Source organism: Serratia sp. TSA_198.1 (genome assembly GCF_052686505.1).
This window is the reverse complement of the sequence record NZ_JBQZFP010000005.1, coordinates 99,455-121,116: the sequence shown is the minus strand read 5'-3', so window position 1 is coordinate 121,116 and position 21,662 is coordinate 99,455. Positions and strand designations below refer to the sequence as shown.

The 21,662-nt window shown below is 55.7% G+C and carries 17 protein-coding genes; 14 read left to right on the top strand and 3 right to left on the bottom strand.

Going from position 1 to position 21,662, the window contains the following annotated elements:
* The first annotated feature begins 80 nt into the window (after positions 1 to 80).
* From hmsP to ACUTSW_RS19275, 3 genes are all read left to right on the top strand, one after another.
* Positions 81 to 2,087 carry a biofilm formation regulator HmsP gene (gene hmsP / locus ACUTSW_RS19285; RefSeq protein ID WP_062869203.1) on the top strand — a complete coding sequence of 669 codons (2,007 nt, stop codon included), beginning with the start codon at positions 81 to 83 and terminating at the stop codon, positions 2,085 to 2,087.
* 300 nt (positions 2,088 to 2,387) lie between these two features.
* On the top strand, positions 2,388 to 3,677 hold the full coding sequence (locus tag ACUTSW_RS19280; protein WP_004950857.1) for a dicarboxylate/amino acid:cation symporter: 1,290 nt from the start codon (positions 2,388 to 2,390) through the stop codon (positions 3,675 to 3,677).
* 279 nt (positions 3,678 to 3,956) lie between these two features.
* On the top strand, positions 3,957 to 5,450 hold the full coding sequence (locus ACUTSW_RS19275; protein WP_445585102.1) for a M16 family metallopeptidase: 1,494 nt from the start codon (positions 3,957 to 3,959) through the stop codon (positions 5,448 to 5,450).
* A 25-nt stretch (positions 5,451 to 5,475) separates the two neighbouring features.
* Here ACUTSW_RS19275 and ppiC read toward each other — a convergent pair whose 3' ends face one another.
* Positions 5,476 to 5,757, bottom strand: coding sequence for a peptidylprolyl isomerase PpiC (gene ppiC, locus ACUTSW_RS19270; RefSeq protein ID WP_004950862.1), 282 nt, complete (start codon positions 5,755 to 5,757; stop codon positions 5,476 to 5,478).
* A 108-nt stretch (positions 5,758 to 5,865) separates the two neighbouring features.
* Here ppiC and rep point away from each other — a divergent pair, with 108 nt between their 5' ends.
* Positions 5,866 to 7,890 (top strand): DNA helicase Rep, encoded by a 2,025-nt coding sequence (rep, locus tag ACUTSW_RS19265; protein WP_020438282.1) that lies wholly within the window; start codon positions 5,866 to 5,868, stop codon positions 7,888 to 7,890.
* Positions 7,891 to 7,923: 33 nt separating this feature from the next.
* Here rep and ppx read toward each other — a convergent pair whose 3' ends face one another.
* Together ppx and rhlB are read right to left on the bottom strand one after the other, a co-directional pair.
* Entirely contained in the window at positions 7,924 to 9,420 is a 1,497-nt protein-coding gene (gene ppx / locus ACUTSW_RS19260; protein WP_062869206.1) for an exopolyphosphatase, read from the bottom strand.
* Positions 9,421 to 9,425: 5 nt separating this feature from the next.
* Complete coding sequence (gene rhlB, locus ACUTSW_RS19255; protein ID WP_062869207.1) at positions 9,426 to 10,715, bottom strand: ATP-dependent RNA helicase RhlB; 1,290 nt, start codon at positions 10,713 to 10,715, stop codon at positions 9,426 to 9,428.
* Between the two features lie 132 nt (positions 10,716 to 10,847).
* On the opposite strand from rhlB, the gene trxA reads away from it, so the two are divergent.
* The 10 genes from trxA (at position 10,848) to rffA (ending at position 21,661) form a co-directional block, all read left to right on the top strand.
* The gene (gene trxA / locus ACUTSW_RS19250) at positions 10,848 to 11,174 is read left to right on the top strand and encodes a thioredoxin TrxA (protein WP_062869208.1); all 327 of its coding nucleotides are present in this window, start codon (positions 10,848 to 10,850) and stop codon (positions 11,172 to 11,174) included.
* 455 nt (positions 11,175 to 11,629) lie between these two features.
* Entirely contained in the window at positions 11,630 to 12,889 is a 1,260-nt protein-coding gene (rho, locus tag ACUTSW_RS19245; protein ID WP_004950874.1) for a transcription termination factor Rho, read from the top strand.
* A gap of 311 nt (positions 12,890 to 13,200) precedes the next feature.
* Positions 13,201 to 14,298, top strand: coding sequence for a UDP-N-acetylglucosamine--undecaprenyl-phosphate N-acetylglucosaminephosphotransferase (gene wecA, locus ACUTSW_RS19240; RefSeq protein ID WP_086012850.1), 1,098 nt, complete (start codon positions 13,201 to 13,203; stop codon positions 14,296 to 14,298).
* Between the two features lie 20 nt (positions 14,299 to 14,318).
* Complete coding sequence (gene wzzE, locus ACUTSW_RS19235; RefSeq protein WP_004950878.1) at positions 14,319 to 15,371, top strand: ECA polysaccharide chain length modulation protein; 1,053 nt, start codon at positions 14,319 to 14,321, stop codon at positions 15,369 to 15,371.
* 84 nt (positions 15,372 to 15,455) lie between these two features.
* Complete coding sequence (wecB, locus tag ACUTSW_RS19230) at positions 15,456 to 16,586, top strand: non-hydrolyzing UDP-N-acetylglucosamine 2-epimerase (protein WP_006323003.1); 1,131 nt, start codon at positions 15,456 to 15,458, stop codon at positions 16,584 to 16,586.
* Positions 16,583 to 17,845 carry a UDP-N-acetyl-D-mannosamine dehydrogenase gene (gene wecC, locus ACUTSW_RS19225; RefSeq protein WP_445585101.1) on the top strand — a complete coding sequence of 421 codons (1,263 nt, stop codon included), beginning with the start codon at positions 16,583 to 16,585 and terminating at the stop codon, positions 17,843 to 17,845. Before wecB ends, wecC begins: the two co-directional genes overlap by 4 nt.
* Positions 17,836 to 18,909, top strand: coding sequence for a dTDP-glucose 4,6-dehydratase (gene rffG, locus ACUTSW_RS19220; protein ID WP_201087281.1), 1,074 nt, complete (start codon positions 17,836 to 17,838; stop codon positions 18,907 to 18,909). Before wecC ends, rffG begins: the two co-directional genes overlap by 10 nt.
* A 50-nt stretch (positions 18,910 to 18,959) precedes the next feature.
* On the top strand, positions 18,960 to 19,841 hold the full coding sequence (rfbA, locus tag ACUTSW_RS19215) for a glucose-1-phosphate thymidylyltransferase RfbA (protein ID WP_006323006.1): 882 nt from the start codon (positions 18,960 to 18,962) through the stop codon (positions 19,839 to 19,841).
* Positions 19,819 to 20,544 (top strand): dTDP-4-amino-4,6-dideoxy-D-galactose acyltransferase, encoded by a 726-nt coding sequence (gene rffC / locus ACUTSW_RS19210; RefSeq protein WP_445585100.1) that lies wholly within the window; start codon positions 19,819 to 19,821, stop codon positions 20,542 to 20,544. Before rfbA ends, rffC begins: the two co-directional genes overlap by 23 nt.
* Positions 20,531 to 21,661 (top strand): dTDP-4-amino-4,6-dideoxygalactose transaminase, encoded by a 1,131-nt coding sequence (rffA, locus tag ACUTSW_RS19205; RefSeq protein ID WP_062869211.1) that lies wholly within the window; start codon positions 20,531 to 20,533, stop codon positions 21,659 to 21,661. The genes rffC and rffA overlap by 14 nt, the downstream gene beginning before the upstream one ends.
* Position 21,662: the final 1 nt, after the last annotated feature.

Below are 21,662 nucleotides of genomic sequence, written 5' to 3'. Positions count from 1 at the left end.
ATACTCGGACCGGTCCGAAGGGGGGGTAGAATGCTTCTTAACCTCTTTTTTATTTCAGCCCGAATTAGCGGAGAGCAGGTTTGCGGGTCAGGCGTTCATTAACGATTAAACAGATGGCAACGGTGTCCGGCGTGGCGCTGGTGACGATCTGCATATTTATCGTGATCCAGTTATTCCACTTTGTGCAGCAGCGCAGGGATGACTATGCCCAGCAACTGGAAAACATTGCGCATTCCGTACGCCAACCGCTAGCGGAAGCCGTACTGCGCATGGACGTGCCGGAAACCAAGCGGGTGCTGAATACCCTGCTGCCGGTGGGCATATTGACCCGTGCGGATATCGTGCTGCCGAATGAATTTCAGGCACTGCACGCCAACTTCCCGCCGGAACGCCCGGTGCCTACGTTGATCGCCCGTCTCTTCGAGCTGCCGATCCAAATTTCCGTTCCGCTCTATTCGCTGGAGCGCGTGCCCGCCAATCCGCAGCCTCTGGCCTATCTGGTGCTGCAGGCCGATTCGTTTCGCATGTACCAATTCATTCTCAGCATGTTGTCGACCATGCTGTCGACCTATTTGCTGCTGGCGTTGATTCTGTCGGTCGCCATCAGCTGGTGTATGAACCGGCTGATGGTGCATCCGCTGCGCGCCATGGCGAAAGAGCTGGAAAATATTTCGCAGGACGAAGCGCCGTATCACCAACTGATGCTGCCGGCCCTGCACCAGGACGATGAACTGGGGTTGCTGGTGCGCAATTACAACCGCAATCAGCAGCGGCTGGCCAAAGCCTATGCCGAGATGAGCCGCCTGAGCACGCGCCACCCGGTAACCGGGCTACCTAACCAGGCGCTGTTTACCGCCTTGCTGGAACAGCATATCGCCTCCAGCCTGCGGCCCGATCGTTTTAACCTGCTGGTCATCGGCATTGAGACGCTGCATGAGGCATCCGGCGTGCTCAATCCGGCGATGCGCGAAGCGCTGTTGCTGGCGTTGGCGAAGACGCTGCGTGAATGTCTTGATGAGAACGGCGTGCTGGCGCAGTTGAGCCACACCGAGTTCGCTATTTTGGCCAAAGGTATCGAGCGACCGTTCCACGCCATGCAGTTGGCGCGCCGTATCATGGCGCAGATCAATGCGCCGCTGAGCCTGCAGGAAATGCCGTTGCGGCCAAGCGCCAGCATCGGCATCGCCCACTATCTCAATGTCGGGGAGAGTGCGGAACAGCTGCTGCGCAGCGCCACTTCGGCGATGATGTCGGCGCATCGTGAAGGCAAGAACCAGATCCTGTTCTTTGAGCCAAGCCTGACGGAACGCACCCAAAAGCGCCTGACGCAGGAAAGTGAAATCCTGCACGCCATTGAACAACGCCGTTTCACCCTGTTTTTGCAGCCGCAGATGGACATGCAGTCCAATGCGGTGATCGGCGCCGAGGCGCTGCTGCGTTGGCAGCAATACGACGGCAGTTTTACTCTGCCGGCAGACGTCATTCCGTTAGCCGAGGAGCTTGGCGTGATTGTGCCGCTCGGCAACTGGGTGCTGGAGGAGTCCTGCCGCATTCTGGCGGACTGGCAGAACAGAGGCATTACGCTGCCGTTGGCGGTCAACATTTCGGCCACCCAGATGCAGCATGAAGACTTTATTCCACACCTGAAGAGCATGTTGGCGCAGCATCATATTGATCCGCGCAAGCTGCTGCTGGAAATTACCGAAACGGTGCGCATTGACGATCTCGATCGCGCGTTGGCGTTGTTGCGGGAACTGCACGACCTGGGGCTGTCGATTGCGCTGGACGATTTTGGTATGGGATATTCCAGCCTTAATTACCTTAACCGCCTGAAATGCCTGCCGATCGATTTGATTAAAATCGACAAGAGTTTTATTCAGGGATTGCCGGCGGATGACGCGATGGTGCGTATCGTCAGTTCGATTTCTGAGGTGCTGCATCTGCCGGTGATGGCTGAAGGCGTCGAAAATGCCGGGCAGCGCGACTGGCTGTTGCAGCACGGTATTCACAGTGGTCAGGGGTTCCTGTTTGCCCGTCCGTTGCCGCGCGCGGAATTTGAAGCGCAGTTCTGCCAACCGCCAGCTTAAGCTCTCCGCCTTTGCCTTTCTCTTCGGGCGGCGCGTGCGTCGCCCGTTGCCTATCCTGCCCAAAAAGCGTTGATTATCAGCTACCCCTTTTGCGTTAGTGCAAAGAAATAGTTACGCAATTCGCCGCCTTACATTCGGGCTGGCGCGTTTCAGCTCTTAAATTCGTATCAACATGTGTCTGTGGCTGCAACAAATTATTTCCATGTTGTTATGTGGGTGTTATTTTCCGCGCAAGCGATGAACAGGCGAGATAACTAGACTACCGCCTGGTGCGTGTCTTCCCCCCCAAAGGATGTTCATATGAAAATCACTATCTTTAAGAGCCTCTATTTTCAGGTGCTGACGGCGATTACGCTGGGCGTCCTGCTTGGCCATTTCTATCCTGAGATTGGCGCACAGATGAAACCTCTGGGCGATGGATTCGTTAAGCTGATCAAGATGATCATTGCGCCGGTGATTTTCTGTACCGTGGTGACCGGCATCGCGGGCATGGAGAGCATGAAAGCCGTAGGCCGCACCGGTGCTATCGCACTGCTCTATTTTGAAATTGTCAGCACCCTGGCGCTGCTGATTGGCCTGCTGATCGTCAACGTGGTACAGCCGGGTGCGGGGATGAATATCGATCCGGGTACGCTGGATGCCAAAGCGGTGGCGGTATACGCCGAACAGGCTCAGCAGCAGGGTATCGTTCCGTTCCTGCTGGACATCATTCCCGGCAGCGTCATCGGCGCTTTCGCCAGCGGCAACATTCTGCAGGTGCTGCTGTTTGCCGTGCTGTTCGGTTTCGCCCTGCATCGCCTGGGTGATAAAGGTCAGTTGATCTTCAACGTGATCGACAGCTTCTCGCGCGTTATCTTCGGCATCATCAATATGATCATGCGCCTGGCACCGCTGGGTGCTTTCGGGGCAATGGCGTTCACCATCGGCAAGTATGGCGTGGGTACGCTGCTGCAACTCGGCCAGTTGATTGCCTGCTTCTATATTACCTGCGTGCTGTTCGTGGTGGTGGTGCTTGGCACCATTGCTCGCGCCAATGGTTTCAGCATTTTCAAATTTGTTCGCTATATCAAAGAAGAGTTGCTGATTGTGCTCGGGACCTCTTCTTCCGAGTCGGTGCTGCCGCGCATGCTCGACAAAATGGAAAAGTTGGGCTGTAAAAAATCTGTGGTGGGGTTGGTTATCCCGACCGGTTATTCCTTTAACCTGGACGGCACCTCGATCTACCTGACCATGGCGGCGGTATTTATCGCTCAGGCGACCAATACCCATATGGATATCGTGCATCAGGTGACTCTGCTGGTGGTGCTGTTGCTGTCCTCGAAAGGGGCTGCCGGGGTGACCGGTAGCGGCTTTATCGTGTTGGCTGCCACCATTTCCGCAGTGGGCCATCTGCCGCTGGCCGGCCTGGCATTGATTCTGGGCATTGACCGCTTTATGTCCGAAGCCCGCGCGCTGACCAATCTGGTCGGTAACGGCGTGGCAACCGTGGTAGTGGCGAAATGGTGCAAACAGCTGGATGAAAAACAGCTGAAAGACACCTTGTCCAACAAGCACGGCGGAGGTGCCGATAAAACACTGCCTTCTGCCTGATTTTAGCTTCAAATCACCGGCTGCGGCCGTGGCCGGTGATGTTTTATTCCTCCGAGTAACTCATTCTTGCATTAAAAACCCGACTATCCATTATTTTTCACTTCAATGAGTGACATCCGCAAAGGCATGCGGTCTAACAGAGTGGTACACTTTCCGCTTTCCGCCCCACTGTGAAACTCAGGGCGTATTTGTAGGCTGTACGACACAGCCTAATATTCCGGTGAATGGAATATCCGCATTTGTATACAGAAATTGGATAGTAATTAAGTAGGGGTTCACATGCAGGGCACCAGAATTCATCTTATAGTCGGTGGGCTGTTGTTGGCTGCCGCCAACGGCAGCGTGCAGGCTGAAGCACTACAACCCGATCCTGCCTGGCAGCAGGGTAAGCTCGACAACGGGTTTTCATGGCAGATACTTGATACGCCGCAGCGACCGAGCGATCGCGTCGAGCTGCGGTTGATGGTCAATACCGGCTCGCTGGTGGAGTCTTCCCAGCAGATCGGTTTTGCGCACCTGCTGCCGCGCCTGTCGCTGGCGCGCAGCGAAAGCTTTACGCCTCCGCAGTTGCGCTCGCTGTGGCAACAGAGTGTGGACAGCGAGCGGCCTTTGCCGCCGGCGATCAGCTCTTACGATTTCACCCTTTACAACCTCAGCCTGCCGAATAACCGCCCAGATTTGCTGAAAGAAGCGCTGGCGTGGCTTTCCGATACCACCGGCAAACTGGCGATCGACGAACATACCGTGCATGCGGTGATGAACTCCAGCGTCGACCCGGTCGGTACATTCCCGCCGAATCCCAAAGATGCCTGGTGGCGTTATCGCCTGAAAGGCTCGACGCTGCTGGCGCACGATCCGGCCCAGCCGGTGAAACGGCCGGTGAATATCGATCAACTGAAGAAGTTCTACCAGCAATGGTATACGCCGGATGCGATGACGCTGTACGTGGTGGGTAAAGTGGACAGCCGCAGCCTGGGCGAGCAAATCAACAAAGCTTTCTCGCCGCTGAAAGGGAAACGCGAAACGCCGGCAACCATGCCGACGTTGACGCCGTTGCCGCCGCAGCCGGTCAGCCTGATCAGCGAGCAGGTGAAGCAGGATACGTTGTCGATCATGTGGGACGCGCCATGGCACCCGATCCGCGATTCGCAGAACCTTAGCCGTTACTGGCGCAGCGACATCGCCCGCGAGGCCCTGTTCTGGCATCTTCAGCAGGTGCTGGAAAAGAGTGACCAGAAAAACCTGCATCTGGGCTTCGATTGCCGCGTGCAGTACCAGCGTGGCCAGTGCGGCATTCACCTTGATACGCCGAACAACAATCTGAACAACAGCCTGGGCTTTATCGCCCGCGAGTTGGTCAACGTGCGTAACAATGGGTTGTCGCAGGACGAGTTTAACGGCCTGTTGGCGCAGAAGAACGATCAACTGAGCAAGTTGTTCGCCACCTACGCCCGCACCGACACTGACGTGCTGATGAGCCAGCGTCTGCGTTCGCAACAAAGCGGCGTTGTGGACATCGCGCCGGAACAGTATCAGAAGCTGCGTCAGGAGTTCCTCTCCGGATTAACGCTGGAAGCGCTGAACCAGGAGCTGAAGCTTCAGCTCTCGCAGGATGCGACGCTGGTATTGATGCAGCCGAAGGGCGAGCCGGAAATGAGCATGAAGCAGTTACAGGAAACCTATAACGGCATTATGGCACCGGCACCGGCGGTGGTGACGGAAGAGGCCAAGCCGACCGACACCGCTCCGGCACCGGACACCAGCGCACAGTAAAAGCGGAGGGGGGCGGTCAGCCCCCTCAGTTGCGGTACAGCACCTTGATGATGTGGTAGCCGAACTGGGTTTTCACCGGACCATAAGGTTTCAGCAGCGGGATGCTGAACACCGCTTTATCAAAGGCCGCCACCATGGTGCCCTTGTTGAATTCGCCCAAGGCGCCGCCGTTGCGCTTTGACGGGCAGCTTGAATATTTGCGCGCCAGCGTGTCGAAGCTGACGCCGCGCTTAAGCTTGGCCAGCAGATCGTTGGCCAGTTTTTCGTTATCTACCAGAATGTGCAGGGCGCACGCCGTCTTTGCCATGGTATTGCCTTATCGATACAGAAATTGTGCCGAGTATACCCGTTAAATCTCATCGGCGCTTTCTGCTACAATCCCCTTCCACGTGATAAAGTCGAGCAATAAAGCGCCATGCGATTAAACCCCAGCCAACAACAAGCCGTCGAATTCGTTACCGGGCCTTGCCTGGTGCTGGCCGGTGCAGGTTCCGGCAAGACGCGCGTCATCACCAATAAAATCGCTCACCTGATCCACAACTGTGGGTATCAGGCGCGGCATATCGCCGCCGTGACCTTTACCAACAAGGCGGCGCGTGAGATGAAAGAGCGTGTGGCGCAAACCATGGGGCGCAAAGAAGCGCGTGGGCTGATGATTTCCACTTTCCACACGCTGGGCCTGGAAATCATCAAGCGTGAATACGCTGCGCTGGAGATGAAGTCCAACTTCTCGCTGTTTGACGATCAGGATCAGCTGGCGTTGTTGAAAGAGCTGACCGAAAAATGGCTGGAGAATGATAAAACGCTGGTGGCGCAGCTGATCTCCACTATCTCCAACTGGAAAAATGACCTGGTCGATCCCAAAAAGGCCATGGAGCTGGCGCGCTCCGAGCGCGACAAGCTGTTCGCTCATTGCTACGGCCTGTATCACGCCCATATGAGGGCGTGTAACGTGCTGGATTTCGACGATTTGATCCTGCTGCCGACCTTACTGCTGCAGCGTAATGAAGAAGTGCGCGAGCGTTGGCAAAACCGTATTCGTTATCTGCTGGTGGATGAGTATCAGGATACCAATACCAGCCAGTATGAACTGGTAAAACTGCTGGTGGGTAACCGCGCGCGCTTTACCGTGGTGGGGGACGATGACCAGTCGATCTACTCCTGGCGCGGCGCGCGGCCGCAAAATCTGGTGCTGCTGAAGGAAGACTTCCCGGCGCTGCAGGTGATTAAGCTGGAGCAGAACTACCGCTCCAGCGAACGTATCCTGAAAGCGGCGAATATTCTGATCGCCAATAACCCGCACGTATTTGAAAAACGGCTATTTTCCGAGTTGGGTTACGGTGAAGAGCTGAAAGTGGTGACCGCGAATAACGAGGATCACGAGGCCGAGCGAGTCGTGGGGGAACTGATTGCCCACCACTTCGTGAAGAAAACCAATTACGGCGATTATGCGATCCTTTATCGCGGTAACCATCAGTCGCGGCTGTTTGAAAAAATGCTGATGCAGAACCGTATTCCTTACAAAATTTCTGGCGGCACCTCGTTTTTCTCGCGGCCGGAAATCAAGGATCTGCTGGCCTATCTGCGTGTGCTGACCAACCAGGATGACGACAGCGCTTTCCTGCGTATCGTCAATACGCCAAAGCGTGAAATTGGCCCGGCGACGTTGCAAAAGCTGGGTGAGTGGGCCAATCAGCGCAACAAAAGCCTGTTTCGCGCCAGTTTCGATCTGGGCCTGAGCCAGCATTTGACCGGCCGCGGGCTGGAGTCTCTGCAACGCTTCACCCATTGGCTGGACGGTATCGCCCAACTGGCGGAGCGTGAGCCGGTGGCCGCGGTGCGCGATCTGATCCACGGTGTGGATTATGAAAGCTGGCTGTTTGAAACGTCACCCAGCCCGAAAGCCGCCGAAATGCGCATGAAAAACGTCAACACGCTGTTTGGCTGGATGACGGAAATGCTCGAAGGGAGCGAGCTGGATGAGCCAATGACGCTGACCCAGGTGGTGACGCGCTTTACCCTGCGGGACATGATGGAACGCGGTGAAAGCGATGAAGAGCTGGATCAGGTTCAATTGATGACGCTGCATGCCTCCAAAGGGCTGGAGTTCCCTTATGTGTTCCTGGTGGGGATGGAGGAGGGATTATTGCCGCATCAGAGCAGCATCGATGAGGATAATGTCGATGAAGAGCGGCGTTTGGCCTATGTGGGGATCACCCGCGCCCAAAAAGAGCTGATTTTTACGCTGTGCCGCGAGCGCCGCCAATATGGCGAGCTGGTACGGCCGGAACCGAGCCGTTTCTTGCTGGAATTGCCGCAGGATGATCTGGCGTGGGAAAGCGAACGTAAGGTGGTCAGCCCGCAGGAACGGATGCAAAAAGGGCAGAGTCATTTGGCCAATATTCGCGCGCAGCTGGCCAAGGCCAAAGGCGAAGGCTAAAAAGAAAGGGCGCTTGGCGGCGCCCTTGTCATATCAACGTTGTTCTTCCAGCATCAGCGGCCAGTGCACATAGCTTTGCCAGTGGCTTTCCTGATCCAGCGCCTCTGCACGCAGCGGGTGCTGTTCCAGCCAGCCTGAAGGCAGGATCACCGTCAGTTCGTCATCGTTATTGGCGCGCAGGCGCACCGCAGGCAGCGTGTCGTCGCGGCGTCGGCTGGCAAAGATGATGGCCAGCCGCAAAATGCGGCATAAACGTTGCGCCATACGCGGCGGCAGGGCGTTTTGCTGGCTCAGCAGCGGCAGATCGATAGGGTTGCTCTGGTTTTGCAGCAACGTAGCCAACAGCTTTTTTTGCGCCGGTGTGAAACCGGGTAAATCCAGATGACGGATCAGGTAGGCGGCGTGTTGCGGCGCCTGCTTGAAATCAACGCTGAGGCCGATTTCGTGGATCAGACAGGCGCTGTGCAATAACTCGCGACATCGTGCGTCCAGCTGCCACTCATTGCTCACCTGCTGCGAGAAGTTGGCAGCCAGTTGGCTGACGCGCTCGGCCTGTTCGGTATCCAGCAGATAGCGCCGTTGCAGATTGCGAATGGTACGGCTGCGAATATCCTGTTCAACCGGCAGATGCAGCATGCCATAGACCAGCCCTTCGCGTAGCGCGCCACCGGCCAGCATCATGCTTTCAATACCCAGCTCCTGGAAAATCGCCAGCAGGATCGACAGCCCACTTGGAAACACCAGTGCGCGTTCCAGCGTCAAGCCTTCGATTTCCAGCTCTTCCAGCTTGCCACACTGAATGGCGCGTTGTTTCAACTGGCGCAGCTTGGGCAGGGTGATACGTTCATCCATGCCTTGCGCCACCATGATTTCCTGCAACGCCTGTACGGTGCCGGAAGCGCCGACGCAGATTTGCCAGCCGTGCTGACGCAGGTGCGGCGCTATCGGACGCACCATTTCGCGCGCGGCCTGTTCGGCGCGTTCGAAATTATCCAGCCCCAGATTGCGATCGCTGAAGAAACGCTCCAGCCAGGTGACGCAGCCCATAGACAGGCTGTATAGCTGGGCGGCCTGAGCGCCGGTGCCGGTGACCAACTCGGTACTGCCACCGCCGATATCGACCACCAAACGCTGGTCCGGCCCGCCGGTGGTATGGGCAACGCCATGATAAATCAGGCGCGCTTCTTCCTCACCGCTGATCACCTGGATCGGGCAACCGAGAATGTGCTCGGCGGTCTGCAGGAATTCATCGGCATTTGACGCCAGACGCAGCGTGGCCGTAGCGACCACACGGATCTGGGCGCGAGGGATGTCCTGCAAGCGTTCGGAGAACAGCTTCAGACATTGCCAACCGCGCTGCATGGCGTCATGCGACAGGTGATTGTTCTGATCCAGCCCGGCCGCCAGACGCACTTTACGCTTGATGCGCGCCAGGGTCTGAATGCTGCCGGCCACTTCCCGTACCACCAGCATGTGGAAGCTGTTGGAGCCGAGGTCGATAGCGGCATAGAGCGTGCTGGAACTGAGCATGGTTATCAGCCTGGACGTTTACGGTTATTGCGTGGCGCGCTGCCACCGCGGCGTGGTGCGGAATTACGGCGTGGGCCGTTGCCGCCGCGTGGACGCGCAAGGCGTTTCGGCGCAGGCAAGTCAGTCAGCAACGCGTCGCTGTTGTACTTGCTCACCGGAATGCTGTGGCCGGTATAGGTTTCGATCGCCGGCAGGTTGAGCGCGTACTCTTCGCAGGCCAGGCTGATGGAATGGCCGCTTTCGCCGGCACGGCCGGTACGACCGATGCGGTGAACATAGTCTTCGCAGTCGTCAGGCAGATCGTAGTTGAATACGTGCGTAACCAACGGGATGTGCAGGCCGCGGGCGGCGACGTCGGTGGCGACCAGAATATCGAGGTTGCCCTTGGTGAAGTCTTCCAGGATACGCAGGCGTTTTTTCTGCGCCACATCGCCGGTCAGCAGGCCTACGCGGTGCCCGTCGGCCGCCAAATGGCCCCAGACGTCTTCACAGCGATGCTTGGTGTTGGCGAAGATGATGCAGCGGTCCGGCCACTCTTCTTCGATCAGCGTCTGCAGCAGGCGCATCTTTTCTTCGTTGGACGGGTAGAAAAGCTCTTCTTTAATGCGGTGGCCGGTTTTCTGTTCCGGTTCCACTTCTACATATTCAGCGTTGTTCATCTGCTCGAAAGCCAGTTCGCGTACGCGATAGGACAGGGTGGCAGAGAACAGCATGTTCAGGCGTTGATCGACCGCAGGCATGCGGCGGAACAGCCAGCGAATGTCTTTGATAAAGCCCAGATCGTACATGCGATCGGCTTCATCCAGCACTACGACCTGGATCGCGCCCAGATCGATGTAGTTCTGTTTGGCGTAATCGATTAAACGACCGGTAGTACCCACCAGGATATCCACGCCGCTTTCCAGCACTTTCAGCTGTTTGTCGTAGCCGTCGCCGCCGTAAGCCAGGCCAAGTTTCAGGCCGGTGGATTGGGACAGGGCTTCCGCATCGGAGTGGATCTGCACCGCCAGTTCACGCGTTGGCGCCATGATCAAGGCACGCGGCTGGTTGGTCTGGCGATCCTGTTTCGCCGGGTTAGAAAGCAAATAGTGAAAAGTAGACGCTAAAAATGCCAACGTCTTTCCGGTACCGGTTTGCGCCTGACCTGCAACGTCACGCCCGGAGAGCGTGAGCGGCAATGCTAACGCCTGGATAGGCGTGCAATGGTGAAACCCTTTTTTTTCAAGGGCTTCAAGGACTAACGGGTGCAGGGCGAAGTCGGAAAACTTCTGTTCGGTCAAGTGTGTTTTGCTCATAGTGTGGTAGAATATCAGCTAACTATTGCTTTACGAAAGCACATCCGTTGAAATAAACGCGGTGAAATAAAATCACCTTGGGTTGGTTAATGCTACACCAACAAGGTAGACATACATCCTGTGGAGTAGAACATGAGCGATAAAATTATTCACCTGACTGACAGCAGCTTCGACACCGACGTGCTACAAGCTGAAGGGCCAATCCTGGTCGATTTCTGGGCTGAATGGTGTGGGCCGTGCAAGATGATTGCTCCGATTCTGGATGAAATTGCCGTTGAGTTCGAAGGCAAGTTGACCATCACCAAGCTGAATATCGACCAAAACCCGGCAACCGCACCGAAGTACGGTATCCGCGGTATCCCGACGCTGTTGTTGTTCAAAAACGGTGAAGTGGCAGCGACCAAGGTGGGCGCACTGTCCAAAGGTCAGCTCAAAGATTTCCTTAACGCGAATCTGTAATCGGGCGTAACGTCCTATATCCTATGGGTTTAAAGCAACAGCCAATAACGCTGTCGCTTCAGAGACAATGGGGATATTCAGGCGTCTGGCGGGGATTTAAATTCACCGCTAGACGCCTGCCAATAAGCGTGTTAAGTTTAGCCACACTGCATATAGAACTTGCCCGAAGTTTTAAATCTAAAGAGTTTGAATCTAAAGCTATACTCTGTGCTGAACCGCTGGTGTTGAAAGTAAAATGAACTCAACCCGTGTTTTAGCAATCAAACGGTTTTGCAAAATCAATTTTAAGGTACCTTCGATCTTAAGCCGTCAATGCGCGCGTCTCCTGTAAGCCATTTCTTACCTTGACAGCTAGCGCCCGGTGGTCGAACGTCCAGTAAACAGGCACGTATCACGCTGCCATACCATTCACGATAGAAGTTCGAGACACACCCCGAGTTTAAGAACCCACCACTATGAATCTTACCGAATTAAAGAATACGCCGGTTTCTGAGCTGATTACTCTCGGCGAAAATATGGGGCTGGAAAACCTTGCCCGTATGCGCAAGCAGGACATTATCTTCTCCATCCTTAAGCAGCATGCGAAAAGTGGAGAAGATATCTTCGGCGATGGCGTGTTGGAGATATTGCAGGATGGATTTGGTTTCCTCCGCTCTGGAGACAGTTCCTACCTTGCAGGCCCCGACGACATCTACGTATCCCCTAGCCAAATCCGCCGTTTCAACCTCCGTACAGGTGACTCCGTTTCCGGTAAGATTCGTCCGCCAAAAGAAGGCGAGCGCTATTTTGCCCTGTTGAAAGTTAACGAAGTCAACTACGACAAACCGGAAAACGCCCGCAGCAAGATCCTGTTCGAGAACTTAACCCCACTGCATGCCAACTCCCGTCTGCGGATGGAACGCGGCAACGGTTCAACCGAAGACCTGACAGCCCGCGTGCTGGACCTGGCTTCTCCGATTGGCCGTGGTCAGCGTGGTCTGATTGTTGCTCCACCGAAAGCCGGTAAAACCATGCTGCTGCAGAACATTGCGCAGAGCATCGCTTACAACCATCCAGACTGTGTGCTGATGGTGCTGCTGATCGACGAGCGTCCGGAAGAAGTGACCGAGATGCAGCGTCTGGTGAAGGGTGAAGTCATCGCCTCTACCTTTGACGAGCCGGCTTCCCGTCACGTCCAGGTTGCGGAAATGGTGATCGAAAAGGCCAAGCGCCTGGTTGAGCACAAGAAAGACGTTATCATCCTTCTTGACTCCATCACCCGTTTGGCGCGTGCCTACAACACCGTGGTCCCGGCTTCCGGTAAAGTGCTGACCGGTGGTGTGGATGCCAACGCCCTGCATCGTCCTAAGCGTTTCTTCGGTGCGGCACGTAACGTTGAGGAGGGCGGTAGCCTGACCATCATCGCTACCGCGCTGGTAGATACCGGTTCCAAAATGGACGAGGTTATCTACGAAGAGTTCAAAGGTACCGGCAACATGGAATTGCATCTGGCGCGTAAAATCGCTGAGAAGCGCGTATTCCCTGCGATCGACTACAACCGCTCCGGTACCCGTAAAGAAGAGTTACTCACCACGTCTGAAGAACTGCAAAAAATGTGGATCCTGCGTAAAATCATTCACCCGATGGGCGAGATTGATGCGATGGAGTTCCTCATTAACAAGTTGGCCATGACCAAGACCAACGATGAATTCTTCGATATGATGAAGCGCTCATAATGACGATGCGCTCATAATTGAGTAAAAAATTCAGAGAACGCCACGCCTAGTCGTGGCGTTTTTTGCATTTGGCGGATACGATAAGTAACAGAAATGGAAATGTAAGTTTTTTGTGACTTACTGAGAATTCATCTTATTTGCGGTCGGCGTTTTGCCGTTCGCGCTTTGTTGCTGTCGAAACGGCGGGCACACACATTGGCGTAAGAATGAATGGCTGTTGTCATAGGAAATGACTGAAAGGTAGCGGGATCCCATGGCGCAACCTGTCGCCCGTGTTAAGCTGCCTTATCTTCTACAGAGATCTGTTAACTGTGAACTTACTCACTATGAGTACTGAAATTCTATTTGTTTTCCTGTTTTCTTTGGCGTTTCTCTTTGTTGCCCGTAAAGCAGCAAAACGTATTGGCCTGGTTGATAAACCTAATTACCGTAAACGTCATCAGGGGTTAATTCCTCTTGTCGGCGGTATTTCCGTTTATGCCGGGCTGTGCTTTGCCTTCCTTATCTCTGACCAAACGATTGCGCACGGTAAACTTTACCTCACCTGTGCGGGTATATTGGTGTTCGTTGGTGCTCTCGACGATCGTTTCGATATCAGCGTGAAAATTCGCGCGTTGGTTCAGGCATTGGTTGGCATTGCGATGATGGCCTTCGCCGGGCTCTATCTGCGCAGTTTCGGCCATGTGCTGGGCGACTGGGAAATGCAGTTGGGGCCCTTCGGCTATTTGGTCACGCTGTTTGCCGTTTGGGCGGCGATTAATGCCTTTAACATGGTGGACGGCATTGACGGTCTGCTGGGTGGGCTTTCGTGCGTTTCTTTCGGCGCGCTGGGTGTTTTGCTGTACCTGAGCGGCCATGCCGATTTGGCGTTCTGGTGCTTCGCGATGATTGCCACCATCGTTCCCTATATCCTGCTTAACCTCGGCATTCTTGGCCGCCGGTATAAGGTCTTTATGGGGGATGCAGGCAGTACGCTGATCGGCTTCACCGCCATCTGGTTGTTGCTGCAAAGTTCGCAGGGTAAAGTCCACTCCATCAATCCGGTTACCGCCCTGTGGATTATCGCTATTCCGCTGATGGACATGATTGCGATCATGTACCGTCGCTTACGCAAGGGGATGAGCCCCTTCTCCCCCGATCGTCAACACATCCACCATTTGATTATGCGCGCAGGTTTTACGCCGCGGCAGGCTTTCGTACTGATTACCCTGGCGGCAGCGCTGCTGGCGGCAATTGGCGTGCTTGGCGAACGTCTTACTTTTGTTCCTGAATGGGTGATGTTGGCATTATTCTTGCTTGCCTTCTTCTTGTACGGTTATTGCATCAAACGCGCCTGGCGTGTTGCACGTTACATTAAGCGTATCAAGCGCCGTTTACGGCGTTCGACCGACAATAAGCAAGTATCTTAACCAGAGGCTTTTGGGCAGTGATGAATCCAGAAACAACGTCTGACAAGAATATCCCGGCAGTGGATAACGAACTCGATATCCGTGGCCTGTGTCGTACCCTGTGGCGCGGCAAGCAATGGATTATCGGCACTGCGGCATTGTTCGCGGTGGTTGCGCTGGTCGTCTCCTACCTGGTGAAGCAGGAATGGAGCGCCGCGGCGATTACCGACCGGCCAACGGTGAATGCGCTGGGCGGCTATTATTCCCAGCAACAATTCCTGCGTAATCTGGATGTGCGCACTCTGCCGGCGGTCTCGGCTGAGCAGCCGGGCATTGCTGACGAAGCCTATAATGAATTCATTATGCAGCTGGCGGCGTACGATACGCGTCGCGATTTCTGGCTGCAGAGCGATTATTACAAACAGCGTCAGGAAGGTGATGCGCGCGCCGATGCGGCATTGCTCGATGAACTGATTAACAACGTTCAGTTCACGCCGCGTGATGACAAAAAAGTGCCCAATGACGGCGTGAAGCTGACGGCGGAAACTGCGGCGGACGCCAATCACCTGTTGCGCCAGTACGTGGCATTCGCCAGCCATCGCGCAGCCCAGCACCTGAATGAAGAAATCCAGGGCGCATGGGCTGCCCGCACGACTTCGATGAAGGCGCAGGTGAAGCGTCAGGAGGCGGTGGCGGACGCGGTTTACAAGCGCGAGCTGAACACTATTGAGCAGGCGCTGAAAATTGCCGATACGCAGGGCATCAGCCGGACTCAAACCGATACGCCGGCCGAACAATTGCCGGATTCCGATCTGTTCCTGCTGGGGAAACCTATGCTGCAGGCGCGTCTGGAAGGGCTGCAGGCTTCAGGGCCGACTTACGATCTGGATTACGATCAAAATCGTGCGATGCTGTCGACATTGAATGTTGGCCCGACGCTGGATGAGAAATTTCAGACTTACCGCTATTTGCGGACCCCGGAAGAACCGGTAAAACGTGACAGCCCGCGGCGGGTATTCTGGTTGATCATGTGGGGCGCGATGGGCGCTTTGGTTGGCGCAGGTATTGCCCTGGTGCGCCGCCCGCGTAATTAAAAATAATATAATAATTCGCTTATGGGCGTGCGAACGCCCAATTCGCAGGTATGCCTGCGGTTAACCGACCAAAAGAGATTCGCTGTGAAAGTGTTGACTGTTTTCGGCACCAGACCTGAAGCCATCAAAATGGCACCGCTGGTACATGCCCTGGCTCAGGATGAAGCCTTTGAATCAAGAGTCTGCGTAACGGCACAGCATCGTGAGATGTTGGATCAAGTATTGCGGTTATTTGAAATCGTGCCGGATTACGATCTGAATATCATGAAGCCCGGCCAGGGACTGAGTGAGATTACCTGCCGTATTTTGGAAGGCCTGAAAGGCGTTCTGGAAGATTTCAAACCGGATGTCGTGCTGGTCCACGGTGACACAACCACCACACTGGCGACCAGCCTGGCGGCTTTTTATCAGCGTATCCCGGTCGGACACGTGGAGGCGGGTTTGCGCACCGGCGATCTGTACTCGCCGTGGCCGGAAGAGGCCAACCGCAAGCTGACCGGCCATCTGGCGATGTATCATTTTGCACCGACGGAAAATTCACGCCAGAATCTGCTGCGCGAACTGTTACCGGACGATCATATTTTCGTTACCGGCAACACGGTTATCGACGCGCTGTTCTGGGTGCGCGATCGGGTAATGGGCGATGCCGCATTGCATGACAGCCTGGCGCAGCGCTACCCGTTCCTGGATGCCAGCAAGAAATTGATCCTGGTGACCGGCCACCGCCGCGAAAGCTTCGGCGGCGGGTTTGAGCGGATTTGCAGCGCGCTGGCGGAAATTGCCCGCACCCATCCTGACGTACAGGTGGTGTACCCGGTGCATCTCAATCCGAACGTCAGCGAGCCGGTCAACCGCATTCTGAAAGGGATCGATAACATCATCCTGATCGATCCGCAGGATTACTTGCCCTTTGTGTATTTGATGGCTAACGCTTATATGATCCTGACCGACTCCGGCGGTATCCAGGAAGAGGCGCCGTCGTTGGGCAAACCTGTGCTGGTCATGCGTGACACTACCGAACGGCCGGAAGCGGTGGATGCGGGCACGGTCCGCCTGGTCGGTACCAACGTGGCTAAAATTGTCGATGCGGTTACCCGGCTGTTGACGGACGAAAAGGAATATCACGCCATGAGTCGGGCGCATAACCCTTACGGTGACGGGCATGCCTGCCAGCGTATTCTCGCAGCTTTGAAGAATCATCAGGTGACACTATGAGTTTTAACACTATTTCGGTTATCGGCCTGGGGTACATCGGTCTGCCAACGGCGGCGGCGTTTGCCTCTCGCAAGAAAAAAGTGGTGGGCGTAGATGTTAACCAGCATGCGGTAGATACCATTAACCGCGGTGCGATTCATATCGTTGAGCCCGATCTGGATAAAGTGGTTAAAGAGGCCGTCGATGGCGGTTACCTGCAAGCGGTGACCAAACCTTTGGCCGCGGATGCTTTTCTGATTGCGGTACCGACGCCGTTTAAAGGCGATCATGAGCCAGACCTGGCTTATGTCGAGGCCGCCGCCAAATCACTGGCGCCGGTACTGAAAAAGGGTGACCTGGTTATCCTGGAATCCACCTCGCCGGTGGGGGCGACCGAACAGATGGCGCAGTGGCTGGCCGAGGCGCGCAGCGATCTCAGCTTCCCGCAGCAGGCGGGTGAAGCCGCCGATGTCAATATCGCTTATTGCCCGGAGCGTGTGCTGCCGGGGCAGGTGATGGTTGAGCTGATTCAAAACGATCGCGTTATTGGCGGCATGACGCCAAAATGCTCCGCTCGCGCCAGCGAGCTGTACAAGATTTTCCTTGAAGGCGAATGCGTGGTGACCAATTCACGCACCGCCGAGATGTGCAAACTGACCGAAAACAGCTTCCGCGACGTGAATATCGCCTTTGCGAATGAGCTGTCGCTGATTTGCGCCGAACAGGGCATCAACGTCTGGGAACTCATCCGCCTGGCGAATCGCCATCCGCGGGTGAATATCCTGCAGCCGGGTCCTGGCGTCGGTGGCCACTGCATTGCGGTCGATCCGTGGTTTATCGTGTCGCAAAATCCGCAGCAGGCGCGCCTGATCCATACCGCGCGTCTGGTGAATGACGGGAAACCGCTGTGGGTGGTTGATCGTGTGAAAGCCGCCGTTGCCGACTGCCTGGCGGCCAGCGACAAGCGCGCTTCAGAAGTGAAAATTGCCTGTTTCGGTTTGGCTTTCAAGCCGAATATCGACGATTTGCGCGAAAGCCCGGCGGTGGAAGTGGCGCATCTGATTGCAGACTGGCACGTAGGCGAAACGCTGGTGGTGGAGCCCAATGTTGATCATCTGCCGAAATCCCTGGCCGGCCATGTGACGTTGAAAGCGTTGGCCGATGCCTTGCAGCAGGCGGATGTGATCGTAATGCTGGTCGACCATAAGCAATTCAAAGCGATCAGGCCGGAAGAAATTACGCAATCCTGGGTAGTGGATACCAAAGGGGTATGGCGTTGAAACGTATTTTAGTCACTGGGGGGGCCGGCTTTATTGGCTCCGCAGTCGTGAGGCATATCATCGACGCTACGCAAGACAGCGTCATGGTGGTAGATAAACTCACCTACGCGGGCAATCTTGAGTCGCTTGCGGTGATTGCCGACAACGAACGTTATTCGTTTGAACAGGTGGATATCTGCGATCGCGCGGCGTTGGATCGGGTGCTTGCCCAGTATCAGCCGGATGTGATCATGCACCTGGCGGCGGAAAGCCATGTTGACCGTTCGATCGACGGCCCGGCGGCATTTATTGAAACCAACGTGGTGGGGACCTACACCCTGCTGGAGGCGGCTCGGCATTATTGGCATCCGCTGGATGCGGAGAGAAAGCAGAATTTCCGTTTCCACCACATTTCCACCGACGAAGTGTATGGCGACCTGCACGGTACGGACGATCTGTTCACTGAAACCACGCCTTACTCACCAAGCAGCCCATATTCGGCTTCTAAAGCCTCCAGCGATCATCTGGTGCGCGCCTGGTTGCGTACCTACGGCCTGCCGACCATCGTCACCAACTGTTCCAATAACTACGGTCCGTATCACTTCCCGGAGAAGCTGATCCCGCTGGTGATCCTCAATGCCGTTGCCGGCAAGCCATTGCCGGTGTACGGCGACGGTGCGCAGGTGCGCGACTGGCTGTATGTTGAAGACCACGCGCGCGCGTTGTACCAGGTTGTTACCGAAGGCGTGGTAGGCGAAACCTACAATATCGGCGGCCACAACGAGCGCAAGAATATCGAGGTGGTACACACCATCTGCGATTTGCTGGAAGAACTGGCACCGAACAAGCCGCAGGGCATTGAGAAATACCGCGACCTGATTACTTACGTCAAGGATCGCCCTGGCCATGATATGCGTTATGCGATAGATGCCGGAAAGATTGACCGGGAACTGGGTTGGCGGCCGCAGGAGACCTTTGAAAGCGGCATCCGCAAAACGGTTTCCTGGTATCTGAACAACGAAACCTGGTGGCGGCGCGTTCAGGACGGTTCCTATGCGGGTGAACGTTTAGGTTTATCCGACTAAATTTAGCGAGGCCGCTGCCGTTTGGCGGCTCTGTGGAGTCTGGAGTGAGTATGAAAGGTATTATTCTGGCGGGCGGCTCCGGCACACGCCTGCACCCGATTACCCGTGGCGTATCTAAGCAACTGCTGCCTATATATGACAAGCCGATGATTTACTACCCGCTGTCGGTGCTGATGCTGGCGGGTATCCGCGACATTCTGATCATCTCCACCCCGGAAGACTTACCCTCATTCAGACGTTTGCTGGGCTCCGGAGAAGAGTTCGGCATTACCCTCAGTTATGCCGAACAACCTAGCCCAGATGGCTTGGCACAGGCATTTTTAATTGGTGAAGAATTCCTGGCCGGCGAGCCGAGCTGCCTGGTGCTGGGTGATAATATCTACTTTGGCCAAGGTTTTAGCCCGAAACTGAAAACTGTCGCCGCCCGTACGCAAGGCGCTACCGTGTTCGGTTATCAGGTGATGGATCCCGAGCGCTTCGGTGTGGTGGAATTTGACGATAATTTCCGCGCACTGTCGATCGAGGAAAAACCGCAGCAACCTAAATCCAATTGGGCGGTGACCGGCCTGTATTTCTACGATAATCAGGTGGTGGAGTTTGCCAAACAGGTCAAACCTTCCGAGCGTGGCGAGTTGGAAATCACCAGCATTAACCAGATGTACCTGGAGCGTGGTGAGCTGACCGTCGAGCTGCTGGGCCGTGGTTTCGCCTGGCTGGATACCGGCACCCACGACAGCCTGCTGGAAGCCAGCAGCTTTGTGCAGACGGTGGAAAAACGTCAGGGCTTTAAAATTGCCTGCCTGGAAGAGATAGCATGGCGCAATGGCTGGCTGGACGATGATGGCGTGAAACGCGCCGCGCAATCCTTGCTCAAAACCGGTTACGGTAAGTACCTGCTGGATTTATTGCATGCACGTCCGCGCCAGTATTGAGCCCTTAGCCTGGGAAACCGAGTTTTTTGCCCTTAACAGCGCAAAGCTTAATTTTGCCACGGCAGCCCCCATACTCGCTGAAACCGATTTGAACGCCTACACGTTGGTGCAGGCCAAAATTCCTGCCCATCAAACGGCCTGGGCGGATGGATTGGCCAGGTTGGGGTTTCAACTGGTTGAAGGTGAAGTCGATCTGGTACTGAACATCGGCACGGAATGTGCTTCATCTCAGACCGTGCCGCCAGGGGCTATTCGCCCGGCAGTGCCGGGCGATATCCCGGCGCTGCGTGACGCGGCGGCCAAGGTGTTCACTGCCAGCCGTTTTCGCGCGCCCTGGTATGGCGTTCATGACAGTGGCCGTTTCTATGCCATGTGGATAGAAAAAGCGGTATTGGGGACTTTTGACCACCAGTGCCTGCTGGCGCTGGACGAGGCCGGGCAGCCTGAAGGGTTTGTCAGCCTGCGTGATATCGGTGGCCAGGAGGCGCGAATCGGCCTTTTAGCGGCGTTCCCCGGTGCATCCGGCAAAGGGATTGGCTCCCGATTGATGGCGGCGGCAATGGCAGAGTGCCGGTCGCTGCAGCGCCTGCGGGTCGCCACCCAGATAGGTAATATCGCCGCGTTACGGCTCTATCAACGACAGGGTGCCGCTATCGAAAGCACCTCGTATTGGTTATACAGAGGAAAACATGATCCCATTTAACGCACCACCGGTTGTTGGCACCGAACTTGAGTATATGCAGGCTGCAATGAGCAGTGGCAAACTGTGTGGCGATGGAGGTTTTACCCGTCGTTGCCAGCAGTGGATGGAGCAGCGTTTTGGCTGTCCGAAGGTGCTGTTGACGCCTTCCTGCACCGCCTCGCTGGAGATGGCGGCGATCCTGCTGGATATTCAGCCGGGCGATGAAGTGATCATGCCGAGCTTCACCTTTGTTTCAACCGCCAACGCCTTCGTGCTGCGCGGCGCTAAAGTGGTATTTGTCGATCTGCGCCCGGACACCATGAACATCGATGAGAGCAAAATCGAAGCGGCGATCACCGATAAGACCCGTGTCATTGTGCCGGTTCATTACGCCGGCGTGGCCTGCGAGATGGACACCATCATGGCGCTGGCGAAAAAATACAATTTGTACGTGGTGGAAGATGCCGCTCAGGGCGTGATGTCGACCTATAAAGGTAAAGCGCTCGGCACCATCGGCCATATTGGCTGTTTCAGCTTCCACGAAACCAAAAACTACACCGCAGGCGGTGAGGGTGGCGCCACGCTGATTAACGATCCGGCGCTGATCGACCGGGCGGAAGTCATTCGCGAGAAAGGCACCAACCGTAGCCAGTTCTTCCGTGGGCAGGTCGACAAGTACACCTGGCGCGATATCGGCTCCAGCTATCTGATGTCAGATCTGCAGGCCGCTTACCTGTGGGGTCAGCTCGAGGTTGCCGATCGCATCAACCAGCGCCGCCTGGCGCTATGGCAGAACTATTATGACAGCTTCCTGCCGCTGGCCGAGGCCGGCCGCATCGTATTGCCGACCATTCCGGCGGACTGCGTGCAGAACGCGCACATGTTCTATATCAAACTGCGTGATATTGAAGACCGCACGGCGTTTATCGATTATCTGAAAGAAGCCGAAATCATGGCGGTGTTCCATTACATTCCGTTGCATGACTGCCCGGCGGGCGATCGTTTCGGCCGCTTTGCCGGTGAAGACCGCTTCACCAGCCAGGAAAGCGCGCGTCTGGTGCGCCTGCCGCTGTTCTATAATATGTCTGACGTTAATCAGCGTACGGTGATCAATACCATTCTTAGTTTCTTCGCCTGAT

Bases quoted from the DNA above. Each gene is read 5' to 3' on its own strand.
- ACUTSW_RS19280 (WP_004950857.1), top strand. From the start codon at position 2,388: ATGAAAATCACTATCTTTAAGAGCCTCTATTTTCAGGTGCTGACGGCG.
- ACUTSW_RS19275 (WP_445585102.1), top strand. From the start codon at position 3,957: ATGCAGGGCACCAGAATTCATCTTATAGTCGGTGGGCTGTTGTTGGCT.
- ppiC (WP_004950862.1), bottom strand. From the start codon at position 5,757: ATGGCAAAGACGGCGTGCGCCCTGCACATTCTGGTAGATAACGAAAAA.
- rep (WP_020438282.1), top strand. From the start codon at position 5,866: ATGCGATTAAACCCCAGCCAACAACAAGCCGTCGAATTCGTTACCGGG.
- ppx (WP_062869206.1), bottom strand. From the start codon at position 9,420: ATGCTCAGTTCCAGCACGCTCTATGCCGCTATCGACCTCGGCTCCAAC.
- rhlB (WP_062869207.1), bottom strand. From the start codon at position 10,715: ATGAGCAAAACACACTTGACCGAACAGAAGTTTTCCGACTTCGCCCTG.
- trxA (WP_062869208.1), top strand. From the start codon at position 10,848: ATGAGCGATAAAATTATTCACCTGACTGACAGCAGCTTCGACACCGAC.
- rho (WP_004950874.1), top strand. From the start codon at position 11,630: ATGAATCTTACCGAATTAAAGAATACGCCGGTTTCTGAGCTGATTACT.
- wzzE (WP_004950878.1), top strand. From the start codon at position 14,319: ATGAATCCAGAAACAACGTCTGACAAGAATATCCCGGCAGTGGATAAC.
- wecC (WP_445585101.1), top strand. From the start codon at position 16,583: ATGAGTTTTAACACTATTTCGGTTATCGGCCTGGGGTACATCGGTCTG.
- rffG (WP_201087281.1), top strand. From the start codon at position 17,836: ATGGCGTTGAAACGTATTTTAGTCACTGGGGGGGCCGGCTTTATTGGC.
- rfbA (WP_006323006.1), top strand. From the start codon at position 18,960: ATGAAAGGTATTATTCTGGCGGGCGGCTCCGGCACACGCCTGCACCCG.
- rffC (WP_445585100.1), top strand. From the start codon at position 19,819: ATGCACGTCCGCGCCAGTATTGAGCCCTTAGCCTGGGAAACCGAGTTT.
- rffA (WP_062869211.1), top strand. From the start codon at position 20,531: ATGATCCCATTTAACGCACCACCGGTTGTTGGCACCGAACTTGAGTAT.